Here is a 19,004-nt window from a genome sequence, read left to right on the forward strand (position 1 = left end):
GGCTGGCGCTGAGCCTGCAGGACATTGAATAGCTTCCTCGAGCCTGCCCACGCACGAGGGAATGCGTTAGCATTTTCGGAGGAGTCTACGCGCCTTCCACTACAATCAACAGGGGTTAAAAATCAATATTCAGCTTTAACAGAGCCTTTTTATTACTTCTTCGCTTCCTTCCTGAAAGCCTCAAGGAATTCATCGAACGAAACAGTTTCTGATTTTTGTTCACCGTATTTACGGACGTTGACTGCTTTTTCAGCCACCTCATTATCACCAACAACGAGCATATAAGGAATCTTCTGCATTTGCGCTTCACGGATTTTATAGCCAATCTTTTCATCACGGCCATCAATTTCAACACGGAAGCCTTCTGCTTTAAGCTTTTCCTGGATTTCACGTGCATAGTCATAATGCACAGATGGTGAAACAGGGATGACTTGTGCTTGAACCGGCGCCAGCCATGTTGGGAATGCGCCCTTGTATTCCTCGATCAGGAAGGCAACGAATCTTTCCATAGTCGATACAACACCGCGGTGGATAACGACTGGACGATGGTGTTTGCCATCTTCCCCAATATAAGTTAAATCAAAGCGCTCAGGAAGCAAGAAATCAAGCTGGACAGTTGAAAGTGTTTCTTCTTTCCCAAGAGCAGTCTTAACCTGGACATCAAGCTTAGGGCCGTAAAATGCTGCTTCGCCTTCCGCCTCAAAATAGTCAAGTCCCATTTCATCCATTGCTTCTTTCAACATGGACTGTGCCTTTTCCCACATTTGGTCATCATCAAAATATTTTTCTTTATCCTGTGGATCGCGGTAAGAAAGACGGAAAGAGTAATCGTTCATATCAAAATCCTTGTAAACTTCAAGAACTAGTTGCACAACACGCTTGAACTCTTCCTTGATTTGGTCAGGGCGGACGAAGATATGAGCGTCATTCAAAGTCATTCCGCGGACACGCTGGAGACCTGCCAAAGCACCTGACATTTCATAGCGGTGCATTGTGCCAAGCTCTGCAATCCTGATTGGAAGTTCCCTGTAGCTGTGAATGCTGTTTTTGTACACCATCATATGGTGAGGACAGTTCATCGGTCTTAAAACAAGCTGCTCGTTATCCATTTCCATTACTGGGAACATGTTTTCTTGATAGTGATCCCAGTGTCCGGAAGTTTTATAAAGCTCCACACTTCCCATTACAGGAGTGTATACATGGTCATATCCAAGGCTTACTTCTTTATCAACAATGTAACGCTCAATGATGCGGCGGATTGTAGCACCTTTAGGCAGCCAAAGTGGTAGCCCCTGGCCAACCTTTTGTGAGTTAGTGAATAGGTTAAGTTCTTTACCTAACTTTCGGTGATCACGCTCTTTCGCTTCTTCAAGAAGTCTTAAGTGTTCCTTTAGATCTTCTTTTTTGAAGAAAGCAGTACCGTAGATACGCTGTAGCATCTTGTTGTCGCTGTCCCCGCGCCAGTAAGCGCCGGCAATGCTGAGCAATTTGAATTCCTTCAGTTTTCCAGTGGAAGGAACATGCACGCCACGACAAAGGTCAACAAAATCTCCTTGCTCATATAGAGTCACTTTTTCATCGGAAGGAATCGCTTCAATCAATTCAAGCTTATACTCATCGCCGATTTCTTTAAAGAATTGTACAGCTTCGTCACGACTGACTTCTTTACGGACAATATCAATATTTTCATTGATGATTTTGTTCATTTCTTTTTCAATCGCAGGTAAATCTTCTGGAGTCAAAGACTCCTCAATATCGATATCATAATAGAAGCCGCCTTCGATTACAGGGCCAACTCCTAGCTTGACGTTCTTATAAAGACGCTTAATTGCCTGTGCCATTAAATGCGCGGAGCTGTGGCGCAGAATTTCAAGTGCTTCCGGATGGTCAGGTGTAACGATTTCAATTGACGCATCCTCTTCGATTGGTCTCTTGAGATCATACGGCTGTCCATTCACCATACCGGCAATGGCTTTCTTCTTAAGGCCCGGGCTGATTGAGCTCGCAATGTCTTCAGTTGTTGTTCCTGCCGGAAACTCCTTTACTGCTCCATCTGGAAACGAAATTTTTAACATGTCTGCCATTGGCTTTTCCTCCTTAAAAGAATTGGCGCAAAAACTTGCGCAAAAATAAAAAAACCCGTCCCTGAAACAGGGACGAGTTTGATCACACGTGGTTCCACCCAATTTTACATTCTTTCGCAAAAAAGCGACAGAATGACTCTGGTTGAGATAACGGCAGCTGCCGCCAGTCAATACTTGCCAAAGGCGTTCATAACTGGAGTTCAAAGGTGGTAAGCAATCTTTAAGTGTTAGGAAGTTTTCAGCCTTGTCTTCCCTCTCTGGAAACCTTTCAAGAAAGCCCATGTCCTCATCAACACAATGACTTGATTCATTTAGTATGTACGTAATTATAGTTTGTAATGTTTTGAAAATCAAGTGGGCTAACGTATATTTTCACTTTCCTCTCTTAAAAAATTTTCTTTATCTAACCCAAAAACAGAAATTGGGCTAATTTTCACACGCTCTTCAAAAATATTAATAATTGTCCGCACCAAGGGCTGCTGTGCATCGTCTGTATATAAGTAGATGTTTTTTGGAGCAATCGATAAAAGAGGAGCAATCGTTCCAGAGTCGACATAGACGGGATGATTGACAAGCAATTTACGGTCAATCGCTTTAAACAGTTCACTCCTCTTCATTTCAATAAAATACTGGTCGTAAAACGACATATTTTCATCGATAACGAGGTACAAATGGGCGAGTTGGGGTTTTCGGCCAGCAAGAAAGCTCCTTAGGGTATGGACGAATACCTGATATTCCTGTTCCATTTTATACTCATCAATCGCAATCTCCACCCACTGGGAGAGCTGTTCGACATAAGCCTTCAATCTGAACTTTACAAAGGAATCGAAAGAGAAAGAGATTTTCTCATTAAAAATTTCATTCACAGCTTTTTCAATGTGACCATTTTCTTCGACCCCTTCCATAAATGGGGCTAGCTCCTCCCGGTCACCTTCGAGAACAGAATAAATGATTTCAATGATTTGGTCCTGCTCTTCAACTTCAGTAAAAAGATAAGCTTCCGTCAGTATGGTCCTGAACCATTCCTCTCGTTTGGTCATGATGATAAAATCGGAAAAACTCCTTTTTAGTTCCTGAAGCATTCCATCTATATATAATTGAGTGGGTATTTGCACTCTATTTCGATCTTCATTCAGAAGAATTGAATACGTTTCCGGCCAAGAAGCAAGCCTGGCAAGTAAATGCTGATACAAATTCCAGGCATCCTGCTTTTTTTGGAAGATGATTTCAATCAACCATATCCCCCCTTTATAAATAATCCCTGATTATATATATGGGGAACTTGGACAATTTAGAAGTATTCAGTTGCCGGATTATCATTACAAAAAAATAATGCCGCAGCTATTGGTCTGCGGCATTATTTTATATTCTTCGATTTTTCCCTTCCACTTTCACAGGGTCAGCAAGATATTTGATTCGTTCCATGATTCTCGCTGCTTTCAACTGCTCTTCTTCTCCCCGCTGGCTGTGTGTCAGATGATGTTCCAGCCCTTTCAGGTCAAAATTCGATGTAAAGAAGGTCGGCAGGTTTTCAAGCATACGGAATTGGAGTATAGTCCCAAGGATCTCATCGCGTGCCCAGCTGCTCATTGTTTCAGCACCGATATCATCGAGCATGAGTACATTCGCTTTTTTTATCGCTTCAAGCTTGTCATTTACGCTATGGTCACCAATTGCATTTTTCATTTCACGGAAAAACTCCGGAACGTAGACGATTAGCGAACTGACCTGTTTCTGTGCAAGTTCATTTGCTATCGCACCAAGAAGATATGATTTTCCGGTACCAAAGGAACCATGCAGGAACAAGCCTTTTTGCTTTTGGCCAGGTTCATAGCTTTCAACGAAATCCTTGGCCATTTTAATCGCTTTGAATCTTCCCTGGTCATCAAGTTCAATATCACCAAATGACGCCTTTAAGATTTCCTTTGGCACGAAAATGCTATTGATCAACCGCGCATGCTTTTGACGTTCATCATGCATGATTTTTTTCTTGCAGCGGTCATATTTAATGTCGATATAATTCCCTTTGATAAAAAGCTCCGGTTCATATCCTTTTATCATATTTTTGCAGGATTCAAGGGTTGGGCAGTCATCACATCCCCTGCTTTGGGTAGTGAACTCATACAGTTTGGACATACTCCCGTCGAGCATCTCGCGGGTTACACGATCTGCGTTCTCGTCCAGGAATTGTTTTACATGATGATCCTGCATCACCTTTTGCTTGATCGCTTCATAGCGAGTCTGGAAGTTTTGGTTGTTTGCCAGCTTCTTCAGCGTTTCGTTTATATTTTGCACCTGAGTCACCTCCCAGATTTAAATTTCTTAAGTTCTTCTTCGAGCTTTTTCTTCTCTATTTCATAGTCATGATCATTATCCTGTGCACCAGCTTGCTGATTCTGTTCACTTTCACTCTTTTTCTCAAACCAATCGGGCAAAACTTCCTTGCGGACAGGTTTTCGCTTGCCCCCAGAAGCAGGAGCCTTCTTGCCTTCCGCCCATTCGAGATATTGGCGGTGCTCATTTTTAGCCAGCTGCATTGCTTCAATAACCGTTGAAATTTTCTTCCGGGACCAGTGGCTCGCTATCTTTTCGATGTAGCCCTTTGCCAGCTTTTTATCCGTCTTGAGCATAACATAATCAACTAAAACATTCACCACTCCTGGCAGCAGTTTCTGGTTGAACATTACCTCTTCAATGATCTGCAAATCCGATTTGGAAGGTTCCGCACCACCTGAATAATCAATCAGAAGCTGACGTGGGGAAATTCGTTCAAAATAGAGGATCAATTCCTCTTCCTTCGTTTTCGGCTTTGAAATCCCTGCTTTATGTTGAGCAGGCTGAACCCGGTCCAGCAGCGCAGGCAGCTGATCCTGATATTCAAATTGATACCAATCCCTTGCTGCCTTGCGCAATTCATCGATATCAATTTCATTTTCCGCATTGACGGCACTGAGAACAATATTTTTCATTTTAAGAGCATCAATTCCGTACAGGAAGGCGAGATTGCTGATTGCCTCCTTCACTTTCTTGGTAAAAGCCTTTTTTGGAATGAGCGACTCTTTCAGCCCGCCCAAAAGCAAATCGAAGTTAAACTCACCAGGATCAATCTGGATTTTTGATGCTTCTGCCCTGCCTATAAAAGCATTACCTTCCTCAGCCTGAAGGTCGACAGCGTAATCTGGATTATTCTTAAGTGCTTCAGGGGGCACTGACAGAAAAACGTCCTGAAACGCCTTGGTGATTTCCGAATATCCAGGACCGGATGTAATAGACTTATCACTAAAAAATCGCTTTAGTCGCAAGAACTGGTTCTTGCCAACCTTGCGATAGAGATAAACATTTAACATCCCATCAAGGAAAAACTGTTCCGGGGTGAGCGGAGGCTGCAACTCATATATAAAGGAACGTCCATCTTCTCCATTTTTAACAAAAGTCTTTAGCAGCCCCATCCCTTCAAGCTTCTGCCGGGCATGATAGATATCCTTCAGGTTCATATCCATAATGCTCATTAAGTTATGATGCGTTACAGCCTCAGACCATAGGCGGTTTTCTTCAAGTTCGGCCCACATCGTCATGTAAAGACTTAAGCACGCTGGCCCAATCAAAGGCTGATATAAGAAGGTTAAAACCTTGCGATCATAATCATGCAACAGGCCGCCAGATGTGACGGTATACTGGTCTACAGGCAAAGTTTCCTGCCAATGCTGCGCCATCCAAATCCCTCCTCCGAAACATGTTCAATAGAAAAGCGCAAGCGCCTTGGTCAGCCCCGACAAGCGCTGGAGCTGGACAATTCTCGAAATAAATTTTCCACTTTCTTATCTTAAAAAAAAAGCTGAAGTTTCCCTCAGCTCCTTCATTATTTTTTGAGGTTACAACAGAACTTCAAGACTTTATCCAAATTTCCGTAACGATTGTTAAGGATTTCCCAAGTTTTTCTTTCGACTATAAAGAATCTTGAGTTGCTAAGACACTTCAAGTAATTTCAAAAGTTTATAACTTCAGGATTGTTCTTTTTTCAATAATTCTTTAAGTTCATCAATAAAGACATTTATATCCTTGAACTGGCGGTATACGGATGCGAATCGAACATAGGCTACTTCATCGACCTTGGCTAGCCTGTCCATCACCATTTCGCCAACCGCGTCGCTCTTAATTTCAGATACACCCTGGCTGCGCAATTCTTTCTCAACCTCAGAAGCAAGATCCTCGAGTTCTTTTAAAGCCACTGGTCGTTTTTCACAAGCTTTAATTAATCCACGCAGAAGTTTTTCGCGATTGAATTCCTCGCGTGTGCCTTCTTTTTTTACTACGATCAAAGGAATCTCTTCCACTTTTTCAAAAGTGGTAAAACGAAAGCCGCATTCTTCACATTCCCGTCTGCGTCGAATTGATCGGCTATCATCCACCGGCCTTGAATCAAGGACCCTGGTAGAGTTATTTTGGCAAGTTGGACATTTCATTTCGATCAGCTCCGAATATTTTGAAATAATGAGTGATGGAAAAAACCTCACAATGCAGGCGCTTCCGCATTTTATTTATCCTTAACTATTATCTTATAAAAAAGTAAGTATCTGGACAAGAGGAACTATACATTTCCATTAATGCCCGAGCCAATATATGTATGCGTACGATCAATTTTTTGATAAAAAAGCACCAATTCATTTTTCAGTATAGGATTAATTCCCGAAGGCGAAAAGCGCTCAGTTGAAATGTGCAGGTCAACTGCGGTTTCAAAAGGCTTAGTCGTTACAACCGTAACGGTCATAAATGAAGGCACCTTTCTGTTTATCTCCACAGAAATTTCGCCATGTTCCTTTGAAACGCTCGTAATCCTGCATGACGGGTCTGCTTGCAGAAGTTCTTCAACTGATTGGAACATCTGATTGAAATTGGCTTTATAATAACGAGTTCTTAATTGTTCGTCCCGATGACTTTCACTCGTTCCGGCTAACTTTTGGTAACGTCCTGTAAGGGCTTTTAAAAAAGACATTAAAGGTCCTCCCGTTTAATCAATATAGTTACAGTGTACCGTATTTTGATATAAATTAAAAAAGAGGTGTATCGCTACACCTCTTGTTATCATTCGTAATTTAATTATAGAGCTTTAGCTTGTGCTTGTTTCACTTGCACTGGACCCATGCCGCGCGGAAGTTCGATATTCTCGCGAGTTTGAGCACCAAGAGCTTCTGCAATATAGTCTGCTGCAATATTAGGATTCAGATCGCCGCATGTATAAACATCAATGCTGGCGTATCCATGTTCTGGGAAGCTGTGAATAGTTAAATGAGATTCAGAAATAATGACAACTCCGCTTACACCTTGTGGCGCAAATTTGTGAAATGCCACTTCGCGGATTTCAGCACCAGATTTCAAAGCAGCTGAAACGAAAGTTTGTTCAATATAATTCATATCATTTAATTTTTCAAAATCGCAACCCCAAAGTTCAGAAATTACATGACGACCCATTGTTTCCATATTCAATTTCCCCCTCTAACATTATTAGAATGAAATCCTTAGTTTCAATGGTATCTTAACTACCACGGGGGAAAGTTAGTCCAGAGAGGTCCTAACCCTTTAAGTAGCCAATTGGTACCGTTATTAAGAAGTTCACGATGACTAGTATACTTTGTTTATATTTTTTTTGCAACACATGAAAACAAAATTTTTATCATGATTTTCCACGAGATTTTTTCACAATTTCATAGATACTAAGTTAATAGGCTTTAAGGTACTCCAATTACAGCAAATATAAATAAGCTTGCCGTGACCGGCAAGCTTAAGTGCTTTTTTTATCCAACTTTTACTGTAACAGAATTTAACATTGCATGGGCAACATACTTCGTAAGGTCAACAACCCTGCTTGAGTAGCCCCATTCATTGTCATACCACGCAAGAACCTTGACTTTATTTGCACCGATCACCATAGTCGACAGTCCATCCACGATTGCTGAGTGTTCATTCGTGTTAAAGTCAATGGATACGAGAGGCTCTGTAGTAATATCTAGGATTCCGTTAAGGTTCCCTTTTGATGCTGAGTAAAAGGCATCGTTGATTTCGTCAATCGTTACTTCCCTTTTCAAGTCGACAACAAGGTCAATAAGTGAAACGTTTGGAGTCGGAACTCTTAATGCCATGCCATGCAGCTTGCCTTTAAGCTGAGGAAGCACAAGAGATAAAGCCTTAGCAGCCCCCGTTGAAGTAGGAATAATCGATTGGCCGCAAGAGCGTGCCCTCCGCAAGTCCTTATGTGGATTGTCGATGTTATTCTGGTCATTCGTATATGCATGTACAGTAGTCATCAATCCATTTTCGATGCCAAAAGTATCATCAAGTACTTTTGCCACTGGCGCAAGACAGTTGGTCGTACATGACGCATTGGAAATCACATCGTGTTTTTCAATATTTAATGCGCTTTCATTTACTCCCATCACAATAGTGATATCCTCATTCGTACCAGGTGCAGTCAAAATGACCTTCTTTGCACCAGCATCAAGGTGGAGCGCAGCCTTGTCTCGTGAATTGAATTTCCCTGTTGCTTCTATGACAATATCAATCTTCATTTCTTTCCAAGGAAGCTCTGCAGGATTTCGGTTGCTTAATAATTTTACAGTTTTTCCATTCACGAGCAAATGATCATCCGCAGGAATGACTTCACCTGTAAATTGACCATGTGTTGAATCATATTTAATTAAATGCGCCAGAGTTTCAGCTGGATAGCTCGCATTGATTGCTACAACCTCAAGATTGTCTTCAAGAATGGCTCTTCTGAAAACCATTCTGCCAATTCTCCCAAAACCGTTTATCGCTATTCTCGCCTTCATTGTACGGCCCCTTCCGAATTAGTGTTATACTTAATAACCCCTTTGTATGGTATTAGTATAACATATTGAATTTTATTTGTGCTGATTAAATGCACACATTTTAAATATAAAATAATTCTGACAACTAAAGGCGTAATACATCTCTCATATGGAATATTATTTTCGTTTATTTTTGCCATAATCGTTGTGAAATTTGTACTAATACTTACTTTGGTGTATATCCTTCGCTGTGATTCACTTAAGGTGGGCATTCATAACAATCATGGGATAGTTAAAAAAACAACAAAAAAAGAGCCATAAAGGCTCCTATAATATTCCCCAATCTTTTAAAATATCCATCAACTGAGCTTTTGTATGTTCAACGCTTCCTCCATTATCGATCACCGCATCTGCCCACTTTACTTTATCCTTTAATGGCATTTGGGATTTTATTCTTGATAATGCTTCTGCTTCGGAAAACCCATTTCGTTGCATTAGTCTTTCCTGCTGGGTTTCTTCGTCTACATAAACAAGAATGATTTTTTCAACAAGGCCCGTGAGCTTACTTTCAAAAAGCAGGGGGATGTCCATGACAATCGCTTTTTCATTTGCTTCTTCTGCTTTCTGCCTCTTTTGCGCCATCCTTTCTCTTACTGCAGGATGGACGATTGAATTAAGCAGATTTCTTTTTTCTTCATCATTAAAAATAATTGAACCTAATTTCTGGCGATTTATCGCGCCATCTTCAGCTAATATCGATTTCCCAAAGTGGCTGACAATATCATTGTATGCTTTTTCTCCTATATCAACAGCAAGTCTGGCCTCTATATCTGCATCAATCACCGTGATCCCCATGTCAGCAAACATGGCGGATACCGTGCTTTTCCCGCTTGCTATACCTCCGGTTAATCCTATAACTAATGACATTCACTTTGTATTCCTTTCACAGGGCTGTTAAAGCTTCAGCACCCCAATTATGATCAATAAAATTCCTGGGACAAAGGAAAACTTCTGCATCCAGCCAATTTCAGAAAAATGACTGCCCAGTTTCATGCCGGCATATACGAGTAATGAACTCATACAGGCCGCAGTTAATGCCAAATAACCCGGTGAGAAGCCAAGCATTGCCGCTCCGATCCCAGCTCCAAAGGCATCAAGGGATAAGGCAAGCCCCAGCATCACTGCTTCAATGCCATTGATTGTGCCAGAACGGTCAAAATCGGCAGTCATTGGCTTTTTCAGGATGTTAATGACAATTCCAAGCGATTTAATCTCAAAATTAAGAATGATTTTTTCGTGGCAGAGCAATTCCGTTTTGTCCGGACGGAAAAATTGATATAAAACCCATCCTCCAAGAACGATCAAAACGGATCCGCCCAGCTTTTCGGCTAGCTGAGGGGAAAAAAAGCTCTCAAGAAAATGACCGATAACCATGGCAGCCATCAGAACAACTGCAGAACAGACTGCAATTACCGCTATCGATTTCAGTGGTATTCTCATTTTTCGCAATCCATACGTAAACCCTACACTAAAACTGTCAAGACTGACAGCGAATGCAAGTAAAAGCAGAGAGATTGTTTGTGCCATAAACGGAGCTCCTTCCTGTCAATCGCTACGTTAGTATATGGAAGGAGCCTATTTATGGTGAGAATCAATCTGTCATTATTCACTTATGGGATGTGAGTAGGATGATGTGTTGAGTTCCGCTCCAGGCACTCACTTTCTGCACGGCCACGGTAGTCTCTGCTTAAACCTGGAGAACTTATTAAATGGCTTTTAAAGCTTTTGGCACCTTGGACAAAAATGGGTTCCCCTGCCTCCAACAACTGTTTTCTCCAGCGGAGTGCCACAAACCTTGCATGGTTCATTTTTACGGCCGTATACAAAAAGCTGCAGCTGGAACATGCCAATCTGTCCCTGGGAGTTTACATATGAACGAATCGTGCTTCCTCCCTTTTCTACTGCTTCAGACAGTGTGTTGACGATTTCTTTATACAGCACTGCCTCTTCCTCACGGGTCAATGTGTTAGCAATACGTTCAGGATGAATCCTTGCCCGGAATAAGGCTTCATCAACGTATATGTTCCCAAGCCCCACAAGGATTTTTTGATCAAGAAGGGCTGGCTTTATCTTTCTATTTGTCTTTTTCAGCTTTTCGGACAGCCATTCAACAGAAAATTGCTCTGAAAAAGGTTCAGGTCCTAAATCAGCAAGCGGCTGCGTTTCAAACTCTTTCCCCTTTTCATATAAATGCATCGTTCCGAATTTCCGGACATCCTTATAACGCAATTCTGTACCGTCGGTAAAGTAAAAAATGACATGTGTATGCTTGTCCACAGGGTCACCGGCATTAAATACACCGTATTTACCTTCCATTCTTAAATGGGAAACAAGCGCAAGCTTTTCAGTGTAAAGAATAAGAAACTTTCCTCTTCGGCCAATTTCCTTAATTATTTGTCCTTTCAGGGCATCGTTAAATTGTTCTGCCTCTTCAGGACGCTTGATCATTTTTGGCCAGGACACTGAAACATGCTTGATCTCTTTCCCCGTTGCGAGAACCTCTAAAGTTCTCCTTACGGTTTCTACTTCTGGAAGCTCAGGCATCTCATCCCGCCTTTCTAAACTTATGGTTGTTTCTTCATCATTGTTGCTTTATATGCACCATTTGCGTATATTAATTAACTTACTTTGCGTCATACCAGGTTGGACCGAAAGCATAATCCACCTTAAGCGGCACTCTTAGTTCAATGGCGTTTTCCATTACATCAGGAACAACTTTTTTCAGCTTTTCAATTTCGTCCTTTGGAGCCTCAAAAATCAGTTCATCGTGTACCTGCAGAAGCAGCCTTGTCCTTAGCCCCTCTTCCTTAAGCCTGTCAGCCATATCAATCATTGCTTTTTTTATGATATCCGCTGCGCTGCCCTGAATTGGTGTATTCATTGCCGTCCGCTCTGCGAAGCTGCGTAAATTAAAATTCCGGCTCGTAATCTCAGGGATGTATCTGCGGCGATGCAGAAGGGTCTGTACGTACCCTTTTTGCTTTGCATCCTTTACGATTTCATCCATGTACTCTTTTACACCAGGATAGCTTTCAAGATAACGTTCGATGAATTCTCCTGCTTCCTTCCTTGAAATACTTAAGCTTTGGGATAGTCCATAATCGCTGATTCCATAAACAATACCAAAGTTTACAGCCTTTGCGTGGCGACGCATATTGGAAGTGACATCAGCTTTCCCAACCTTGAAAACTTCCATAGCCGTCTTTGTATGAATATCCATATCATTCTGGAAAGCCTCTATCAATTTTTCATCTCCAGCAATATGTGCCAGCACACGGAGCTCAATTTGAGAGTAGTCTGCCGCAAAGATGACCCAGTCCTTTTCGGAAGGAACAAATGCTTCCCGAATTTTTCTGCCTTCTTCCAGGCGGATCGGGATGTTTTGCAGGTTTGGATCTGTAGAGCTTAATCTTCCCGTCTGGGTTAATGCCTGATTGAACCTCGTATGGACCTTTTCTGTTTCTTTATTGACTACTTTTTGCAGTCCTTCGATATAAGTAGATTGAAGCTTTCCAAGCTGTCGATAATTAAGGATTTCTTCAATGATTTTATGTTTCGATGCCAGTTTCTCAAGAACATCCGCAGACGTTGAATATCCTGTTTTTGTCTTCTTCGCAGCAGGCAAACCAAGCTTCTCAAAAAGGATGACCCCTAATTGCTTTGGAGAATTGATATTGAATTGCTCGCCTGCCATTTCAAAAATCCTTGTTTCGATTTCAGCCAGACGGCCCTTGATTTCTTCCCCCATATTGACTAGCCGATTCATATCCAGTTTTACACCTTGATATTCCATATCGGCCAACACTAGTGACAAAGGCATTTCAAGGCTGCTAAACAGATCATGCTGGTCATTTTCCCATAATTCGTTTTCAAGCTTTTCTTTTAACAATGCCAAAGCAGCTGCCTTACGGACAAGATGTTCACCGAGTATTTTCTCTTCCGGAATCCTTCGTTTTGCCCCTTTGCCATAAACGGCTTCGTCTGATTGAACACTCAAGAAACCATGCTGTTTTGCAACTGCAGCCAAATCATCAGGATTCTCAGATGGGTTTATGATGTAAGAAGCAAGCGCTACATCAAAACCAGCACCTTTAAGATGAATTCCGTGATGTCTTAAGCTGACTTCGGAACGCTTTGCATCATAAACAGTCTTTTTACAGGATTCATCCTCAGCCCATATTTTGAATTCATCAGATTCAAGAGCCAATTTTGCCGGCATATAAAAGCTGCCTTTCTCACTTACGACAGCAAAGCCAACGATGTCAGCATAATGATAGTTATCCTCTAGCACTTCAACATAAAAAGTACTTTCCTTTGCAAACATTTCCGGGGTAATATTGTCCGCCTGTTCAAACTCAATATCCTCGAGCTCGACTGTGTTTCCTGCTTCAACATCCCCGCCCAGCTTGTCAAGAAGCGAATTAAAACCAAGTTCTTTAAATATCTTCATGACTTTATCTTTTTCTGAACCTTCATATTCCAATTCATTCAAGCTCACTTCAACCGGCGCCTCTCTCGTTATGGTCGCTAGTTCCTTGCTCATCACAGCCTGTTCTTTAAACTCCGCAAGCTTTTCCTGAAGCTTTTTTCCGCTGACTTTTTCAATGGATTGCAGCAAGTTTTCAAGCGTACCATATTCTTTCAGAAGCTTAATCGCCGTTTTTTCGCCTACTCCAGGGACTCCAGGTATATTATCAGAAGCATCCCCCATAAGCCCCTTCATATCGATGATTTGTTCAGCAGTAAGGCCATATTTCTCCTGGATATGGGCCGGTGTATACTCTTCAATATCTGTAATGCCCTTCCTTGTGATATTGACGGTCGTCTTATTCGAGCTAAGCTGCGTTAAGTCCTTGTCACCGGAAATGACCTTCGTCTCGAAGCCTTCTTTTTCCGCAAGCAGGCTTAATGTGCCGATGATGTCATCGGCTTCATAATTTGCAAGTTCATATTGAGGGATACCGTATGCAGACAGTAATTCACGGATAAACGGAAATTGTTCGGATAGTTCAGGCGGAGTCTTTTGTCTGCCTCCCTTATATTCACTGAAGGTTTTATGCCTGAAGGTCGTTTTACCTGCATCAAAAGCAACCAAAATATGTGTCGGCTTTTCATCCTCCAGGATTTTCATTAACATCATCGTAAACCCGTAGACTGCATTCGTATGTATACCTTTTTCATTGTTCAATAGCGGCAGCGCAAAGAAAGCGCGGTACGCTATACTATTTCCATCTATCAGTACAAGCTTTTTAGACATGTAATTCCTCCTCTTTTTAATAGCAACATGCGCCAACAAGTGCCGGTGTTATTTCTTTTTTAATGTAAGAAAAGACCGTTAAATTACTTCCTATTTTATCATGAGAGATGATAGAAAGAAAAATAACGGCCTTTTTGGGCAGCTCAATATTAATTTGTATAGCCCATCAGCATTCGTGCATACGGTGAATTTGATGGCAGGACAATGACGGTTTCACCGTCAATTGTTTTCTTATATGATTCGAGTGTGCGGAACATCGTATAGAATTCAGGGTCCTTCGAGAAGCTTTGGTTGTAAACCTTAGCTGCTTCCCCTTCACCTTCACCCCTGATCATTTCAGCATCTGCTGACGCCTTAGCGAGGATTTCCTGTACATTCCTATCTGTTTGGGCAATAATCCTATTCTTTTGTGCGTCACCCATTGAGAGGTATTCCTGTGCCTTAGATTCCCGTTCCGAGATCATTCTTGTAAAAACAGACTTTTCATTTTCAGCAGGAAGATCCGTTCTCTTCATACGGACATCGGTAACCATAATACCATAATTTCCACCTGCTAATAGTTCATTTACTTTAGCTGTGACTCTGTCATTCAATGAACCTCTGGAGGACTTTTCATCATTAATGATTTCATCATAGTCCAGCTGGCCAAGCTCAGAACGCACAACAGAATAGATGAATTCTTCCATTCTGGATTCCGCGGCATCAAGAGACCTTGCATTTGAAATCATCTTTTTAGGATCTTCAATTCTCCAGATCGCATAGTTATCTATTAACATTCTCTTCTTATCCTTAGTATTGATTTCTGCTTGTGAAACATCATAAGTCATCTGGTATTTAGGCAAAGTAGTGACGCTTTGCACAAAAGGTATTTTATAGTTGAGTCCTGGTTCCTTGATAATCTTTACTACCTCACCAAACTGGCGAACCACTTTATACTCTCCTTGCTTCACAATGAAAACATTGGTGAATATTAATACTAGCAAGGCGACCAGAATAATCAGGAAAAGTCCAAGCTTCGTGTATTTTCTCCAGCTGAATGAACCGCCTGTTTTTTCATTCAAATTAATAACGTTTTGATCAGCCATTATCCTTTTCACTGCCTTCCTTTTCTGACTTAGGCTTTTCAGTCTCCAGCGGACGAATTGGGAAATACTTCATTGTGTTCCCTTCATCGTTCATGATGTATATTTCAGTGCCGGGCAGAACTTGTTCAAGCGTCTCAAGGATAAGCCGCTGTTTTGTGATATCTGGGCTCTGTTTGTATTCCACATAAAGTTTGTTGAATACGGCCACGTCACCTCTTGCACGTTCAATCCTCGCCGCTTTTTCACCTTCCGCTCGAGAAATTAGTGCATCTTTCTCCCCTTGAGCCTCATTAAGCTGTTTATTCTGGTATTTCTTGGCTTCATTGATTTTTGTATTCATCGTCTCACGGGCATCCGTTACATCAGTAAATGCTTTACGCACTTCTTTATTGGGCAATTCAACATCCTGGAGCTTAACACCAAGAACAGAAACACCCATATCGTATTTTTCTATAAGTGATGACAGCAAATCACGCACATCTGCTTCAATTTTCGCCTTACCGGAAGTCAGGGCGTCGTCAATTTTGGAATTTCCAACTATACTTCTTACAGATGCTGATGTAGCATCATAAAGTATTTCTCTTGGATTATCCGCATTGTATAAATATTTCTCCGGGTCAGTAATTTTCCACTGCACCACAAGGTCAGCAAGCACAATATTTTCGTCACCTGTGATCATTTTCGTCTCATCAGGGAACTCTTTTATTTCTCCATCGTTTTCTTCATAGCCAAACTGAAGGCTGAATGTCTCCTTGGATAGCTTTTCTACACTTTGAATTGGCCAGGGCAGCTTGAAATGCAATCCTGGATCGCTGATGCCATCCTCAACCTTGCCGAATGTCAATATCACAGCCTGTTCAGACTCATCAACGGTATACCAGGTCGTAAAAGCCAATAGACCTAAAACAATAGCAAGAACCACGATCCCGCTGGTAAGATAAATCTTTTTTAAGCTCGCCATTTTATTCCCCTCTTTCTGCACTTCTGTCTATGTTGGTATTTACGTTACATCCATGACAAAAGTTTCAAAAGAATCATAATTCAAAATAGTATTTTGAACAATGGAAAAAAGCACAAGCGGGGTCTGCTTGTGCTTTTTTCTAGCTCCTTGGATGAAGGGGTTTTCACTAATGATTGTAGCAATTTAGTGTTAAGAAAAAATAAATCCCTTGTTAAGCTATTGTAAATTTATGCAAAAATGAGAAAGAACGAACAATTAGTCATCAACCAGGAAACCTCTTATATAGCCTTACGGTAAAGGTTGTCCCTTTGCCGACCTCACTTGTAACTTCAATATTTCCTTTATGGGCCTCCACAATATGTTTTACAATGGCCAACCCTAGACCTGTACCACCTGAGTTCCTGCTTCTGGCCTTATCTACACGGTAAAAGCGTTCAAAGATACGAGGAATTTCACTTTTCTCAATTCCAATCCCGGAATCCTTAACAACTATAGAAACCATTTCTTTTTTATCAAATAACGAAATCGTGATGGTCCCATGATTTGGAGAATAGGTAATTGCATTGCTTACCAGATTGATAAACACTTGTTTGATCCTGTCCGGGTCACCTTCAATCACCATATTTTCGCTAATCTGTCCTATTTCAAGGGTTATGTCTTTCTCTTCTGCCTTACCTCTTAAAATTCCAAGCACGTCCGTAATTCCCTGCAACAAGTCCACTTTGCCGATTGTTAATTTGAATCCGTGCTGTTCAATTTTAGATAGATCAAGCAGCTCCTGGATAAGAACCTGAAGACGATCGCTTTCTTTTAAAATAATGTCCAAAAATGCTTCAAGTGTCCCTTTATCATGCATGGCGCCATCAAGCAGCGTTTCAGAAAAGCCTTTGATGGAAGTGATTGGTGTCTTTAACTCATGTGAAACATTTGCAACAAAGTCCTTCCGCATCTGTTCCAGCTTTTTCAATTCGGTAATATCATGAAAAACCAGCAGAATCCCTTTCCAAACATTATTTGTCCCAATAATCGGCACCCCATACACTTCAAAATGGCGGCGTTCGATCTCCAAAGGCAAAACAACTTGTTTACGGACCTTTTGTTCTGTCATGAAAATTTCTTCGACCATTTTGGAGATCTCTTCATGTTCGATCACTTCATAATAAAGCTTATAAAGATACTCTGAAGGGTCTACACTGAATATTTCCCTATATGGCCGATTGATTAAATTTATATATCCTCTGCTATCTATCAAGATCAATCCACTGCCCATATTTTCAATCAGGGTAGTCAAACGGTCCTGCTGGGATTCCTTCGCTTTCATTAACTCCTGCAGGTTTCTTGCCAGAATATTAATGGATGCACTGAGCATACCCGTTTCGTCAATATGATCTTCATAAGTCCTTGCGCGGTAATTTCCCTTAGCAAGCTCGATTGCGACATTTGTTGCAGATTCGATTGGCTTTGTATAGCGGTTTGTGATTCTTGTACCTAGCAGAATAATTACAATAAGAGCCAATCCCAAACTGATTGTAAGAATCCACCAAATTTGGCGATATGCCTTTTGCAGTTCATTGATTTGTGTCGTTAAAAAAACGTACCCTTCTTTTTGCCCTTTATGAATGAGCGGCTTCCAATAATAATGAAGGTCATATCCTCCGCCAATTTCAAGATCACTCTGTTCTTTTGGCTTATCTTCAACAACATCACCGATAATCTCATTATGTCTGCTAGTATTTATTGTCGATATTTTGCCAGTATCATAACGGATGTCACCACCCATATCCACAAGTGTGATCCTTGCATTCAATAGGTCTCCCATCCGGTCAATTTCATTTATATCCAGCTTGTCCAAACCGCCATTTTGCTCGATATTAGCTGTTAACAGGCTCATTTCTATTTTAATCCGTTCATTGAATGAATGAATATAATAATTCTTAAATAACTGGCCTAGTACTAAGCCTAAACCTAACAAAACGATGATGATCAGGGTAATAAGGGCAAACAAAAGACGTGTCCGGTATTTTGTCATTCTCCCTTAGGTTCCTCCAGCTTATATCCCAGTCCGCGAATGGTTTTAATATAGGATGGTTTTTTTGTGTTTTGCTCAATTTTCTCACGCAAATGGCTGATATGTACGTCAACAATCCTCGTGTCACCCGCAAAGTCATAATTCCAAACAGAACTCAGCAGCTGATCGCGTGTCAGCACTCTGCCTTTATTCCTGGCAAGAAACAGCAGCAGCTCAAACTCTTTAGGAGTCAGTTCAAGCAACTCACCCATGAAATAGGCTTCATAAAATTCAGGAAGAATCTTCAATTCTCCGATTTTGATTTGTCCTTCATCTTCCTGCTTTTCCTCTACAGCATCAGGAAGAGTCTGCACCCGTCTCAATATAGCTTTTACCCTTGCTACAACCTCGCGAGGGCTGAAAGGTTTTGTCATGTAGTCATCCGCACCCAACTCAAGGCCTAGCACTTTGTCAAACTCATCATCCTTGGCAGTAAGCATTAAAATTGGCACGTTTATTTTCTGCTGACGCAGCTGCTTGCAAACTTCAATTCCATCCAGCTTTGGAAGCATTAAATCCAAAATCATTAAATCCGGGTTTTCTTCTGCAGCAATATTGATCCCTTCTTCACCATCCATTGCTGTTACCACAATATAACCTGCCTGTTCCAGGTTATACTTGAGCAGCGTCACGATTGACTGTTCATCATCAACAACCAAGACCTTCTTGTCCATATAAGCCTCCAC

16 protein-coding genes are annotated in these 19,004 nt (G+C 41.3%); all 16 read right to left on the bottom strand.

Annotated elements, in window-relative coordinates; all coding sequences use genetic code 11:
• Window positions 1-152: 152 nt before the first annotated feature.
• Window positions 153-2,084: a threonine--tRNA ligase gene (gene thrS / locus V7201_RS08830; RefSeq protein WP_335376405.1), complete on the bottom strand. Its 1,932-nt coding sequence runs from the start codon at window positions 2,082-2,084 to the stop codon at window positions 153-155.
• A gap of 359 nt (window positions 2,085-2,443) precedes the next feature.
• Entirely contained in the window at window positions 2,444-3,319 is an 876-nt protein-coding gene (ytxC, locus tag V7201_RS08835) for a putative sporulation protein YtxC (RefSeq protein ID WP_335376406.1), read from the bottom strand.
• Between the two features lie 127 nt (window positions 3,320-3,446).
• Complete coding sequence (dnaI, locus tag V7201_RS08840) at window positions 3,447-4,379, bottom strand: primosomal protein DnaI (protein ID WP_335376407.1); 933 nt, start codon at window positions 4,377-4,379, stop codon at window positions 3,447-3,449.
• 5 nt (window positions 4,380-4,384) lie between these two features.
• The gene (locus V7201_RS08845; RefSeq protein ID WP_335376408.1) at window positions 4,385-5,797 is read right to left on the bottom strand and encodes a replication initiation and membrane attachment family protein; all 1,413 of its coding nucleotides are present in this window, start codon (window positions 5,795-5,797) and stop codon (window positions 4,385-4,387) included.
• Window positions 5,798-6,085: 288 nt separating this feature from the next.
• Window positions 6,086-6,547: a transcriptional regulator NrdR gene (gene nrdR / locus V7201_RS08850; RefSeq protein ID WP_207500472.1), complete on the bottom strand. Its 462-nt coding sequence runs from the start codon at window positions 6,545-6,547 to the stop codon at window positions 6,086-6,088.
• A 125-nt stretch (window positions 6,548-6,672) separates the two neighbouring features.
• The gene (locus V7201_RS08855; protein WP_335376409.1) at window positions 6,673-7,077 is read right to left on the bottom strand and encodes a hypothetical protein; all 405 of its coding nucleotides are present in this window, start codon (window positions 7,075-7,077) and stop codon (window positions 6,673-6,675) included.
• Window positions 7,078-7,181: 104 nt separating this feature from the next.
• Window positions 7,182-7,562: an adenosylmethionine decarboxylase gene (gene speD / locus V7201_RS08860; protein ID WP_335376410.1), complete on the bottom strand. Its 381-nt coding sequence runs from the start codon at window positions 7,560-7,562 to the stop codon at window positions 7,182-7,184.
• Between the two features lie 314 nt (window positions 7,563-7,876).
• Complete coding sequence (locus tag V7201_RS08865; protein ID WP_335376411.1) at window positions 7,877-8,908, bottom strand: glyceraldehyde-3-phosphate dehydrogenase; 1,032 nt, start codon at window positions 8,906-8,908, stop codon at window positions 7,877-7,879.
• 306 nt (window positions 8,909-9,214) lie between these two features.
• Complete coding sequence (gene coaE / locus V7201_RS08870) at window positions 9,215-9,814, bottom strand: dephospho-CoA kinase (protein ID WP_335376412.1); 600 nt, start codon at window positions 9,812-9,814, stop codon at window positions 9,215-9,217.
• Between the two features lie 27 nt (window positions 9,815-9,841).
• A complete protein-coding gene (gene ytaF, locus V7201_RS08875; RefSeq protein ID WP_335376413.1) occupies window positions 9,842-10,474 on the bottom strand; it encodes a sporulation membrane protein YtaF in 633 nt (210 codons plus the stop codon).
• 189 nt (window positions 10,475-10,663) lie between these two features.
• Window positions 10,664-11,491 carry a DNA-formamidopyrimidine glycosylase gene (mutM, locus tag V7201_RS08880; RefSeq protein WP_335376414.1) on the bottom strand — a complete coding sequence of 276 codons (828 nt, stop codon included), beginning with the start codon at window positions 11,489-11,491 and terminating at the stop codon, window positions 10,664-10,666.
• Between the two features lie 79 nt (window positions 11,492-11,570).
• Window positions 11,571-14,204: a DNA polymerase I gene (gene polA / locus V7201_RS08885; RefSeq protein WP_335376415.1), complete on the bottom strand. Its 2,634-nt coding sequence runs from the start codon at window positions 14,202-14,204 to the stop codon at window positions 11,571-11,573.
• 149 nt (window positions 14,205-14,353) lie between these two features.
• On the bottom strand, window positions 14,354-15,289 hold the full coding sequence (hflC, locus tag V7201_RS08890) for a protease modulator HflC (protein WP_335376416.1): 936 nt from the start codon (window positions 15,287-15,289) through the stop codon (window positions 14,354-14,356).
• Window positions 15,282-16,250 (bottom strand): FtsH protease activity modulator HflK, encoded by a 969-nt coding sequence (gene hflK, locus V7201_RS08895; protein WP_335376417.1) that lies wholly within the window; start codon window positions 16,248-16,250, stop codon window positions 15,282-15,284. Before hflK ends, hflC begins: the two co-directional genes overlap by 8 nt.
• Before the next feature lie 262 nt (window positions 16,251-16,512).
• Entirely contained in the window at window positions 16,513-18,279 is a 1,767-nt protein-coding gene (gene pnpS / locus V7201_RS08900; RefSeq protein WP_335376418.1) for a two-component system histidine kinase PnpS, read from the bottom strand.
• On the bottom strand, window positions 18,276-18,992 hold the full coding sequence (locus tag V7201_RS08905; RefSeq protein WP_335376419.1) for a response regulator transcription factor: 717 nt from the start codon (window positions 18,990-18,992) through the stop codon (window positions 18,276-18,278). Before V7201_RS08905 ends, pnpS begins: the two co-directional genes overlap by 4 nt.
• Window positions 18,993-19,004: the final 12 nt, after the last annotated feature.

The organism is Bacillus sp. JJ1122, assembly GCF_036964885.1.
GTDB lineage: Bacteria > Bacillota > Bacilli > Bacillales > Cytobacillaceae > Mesobacillus.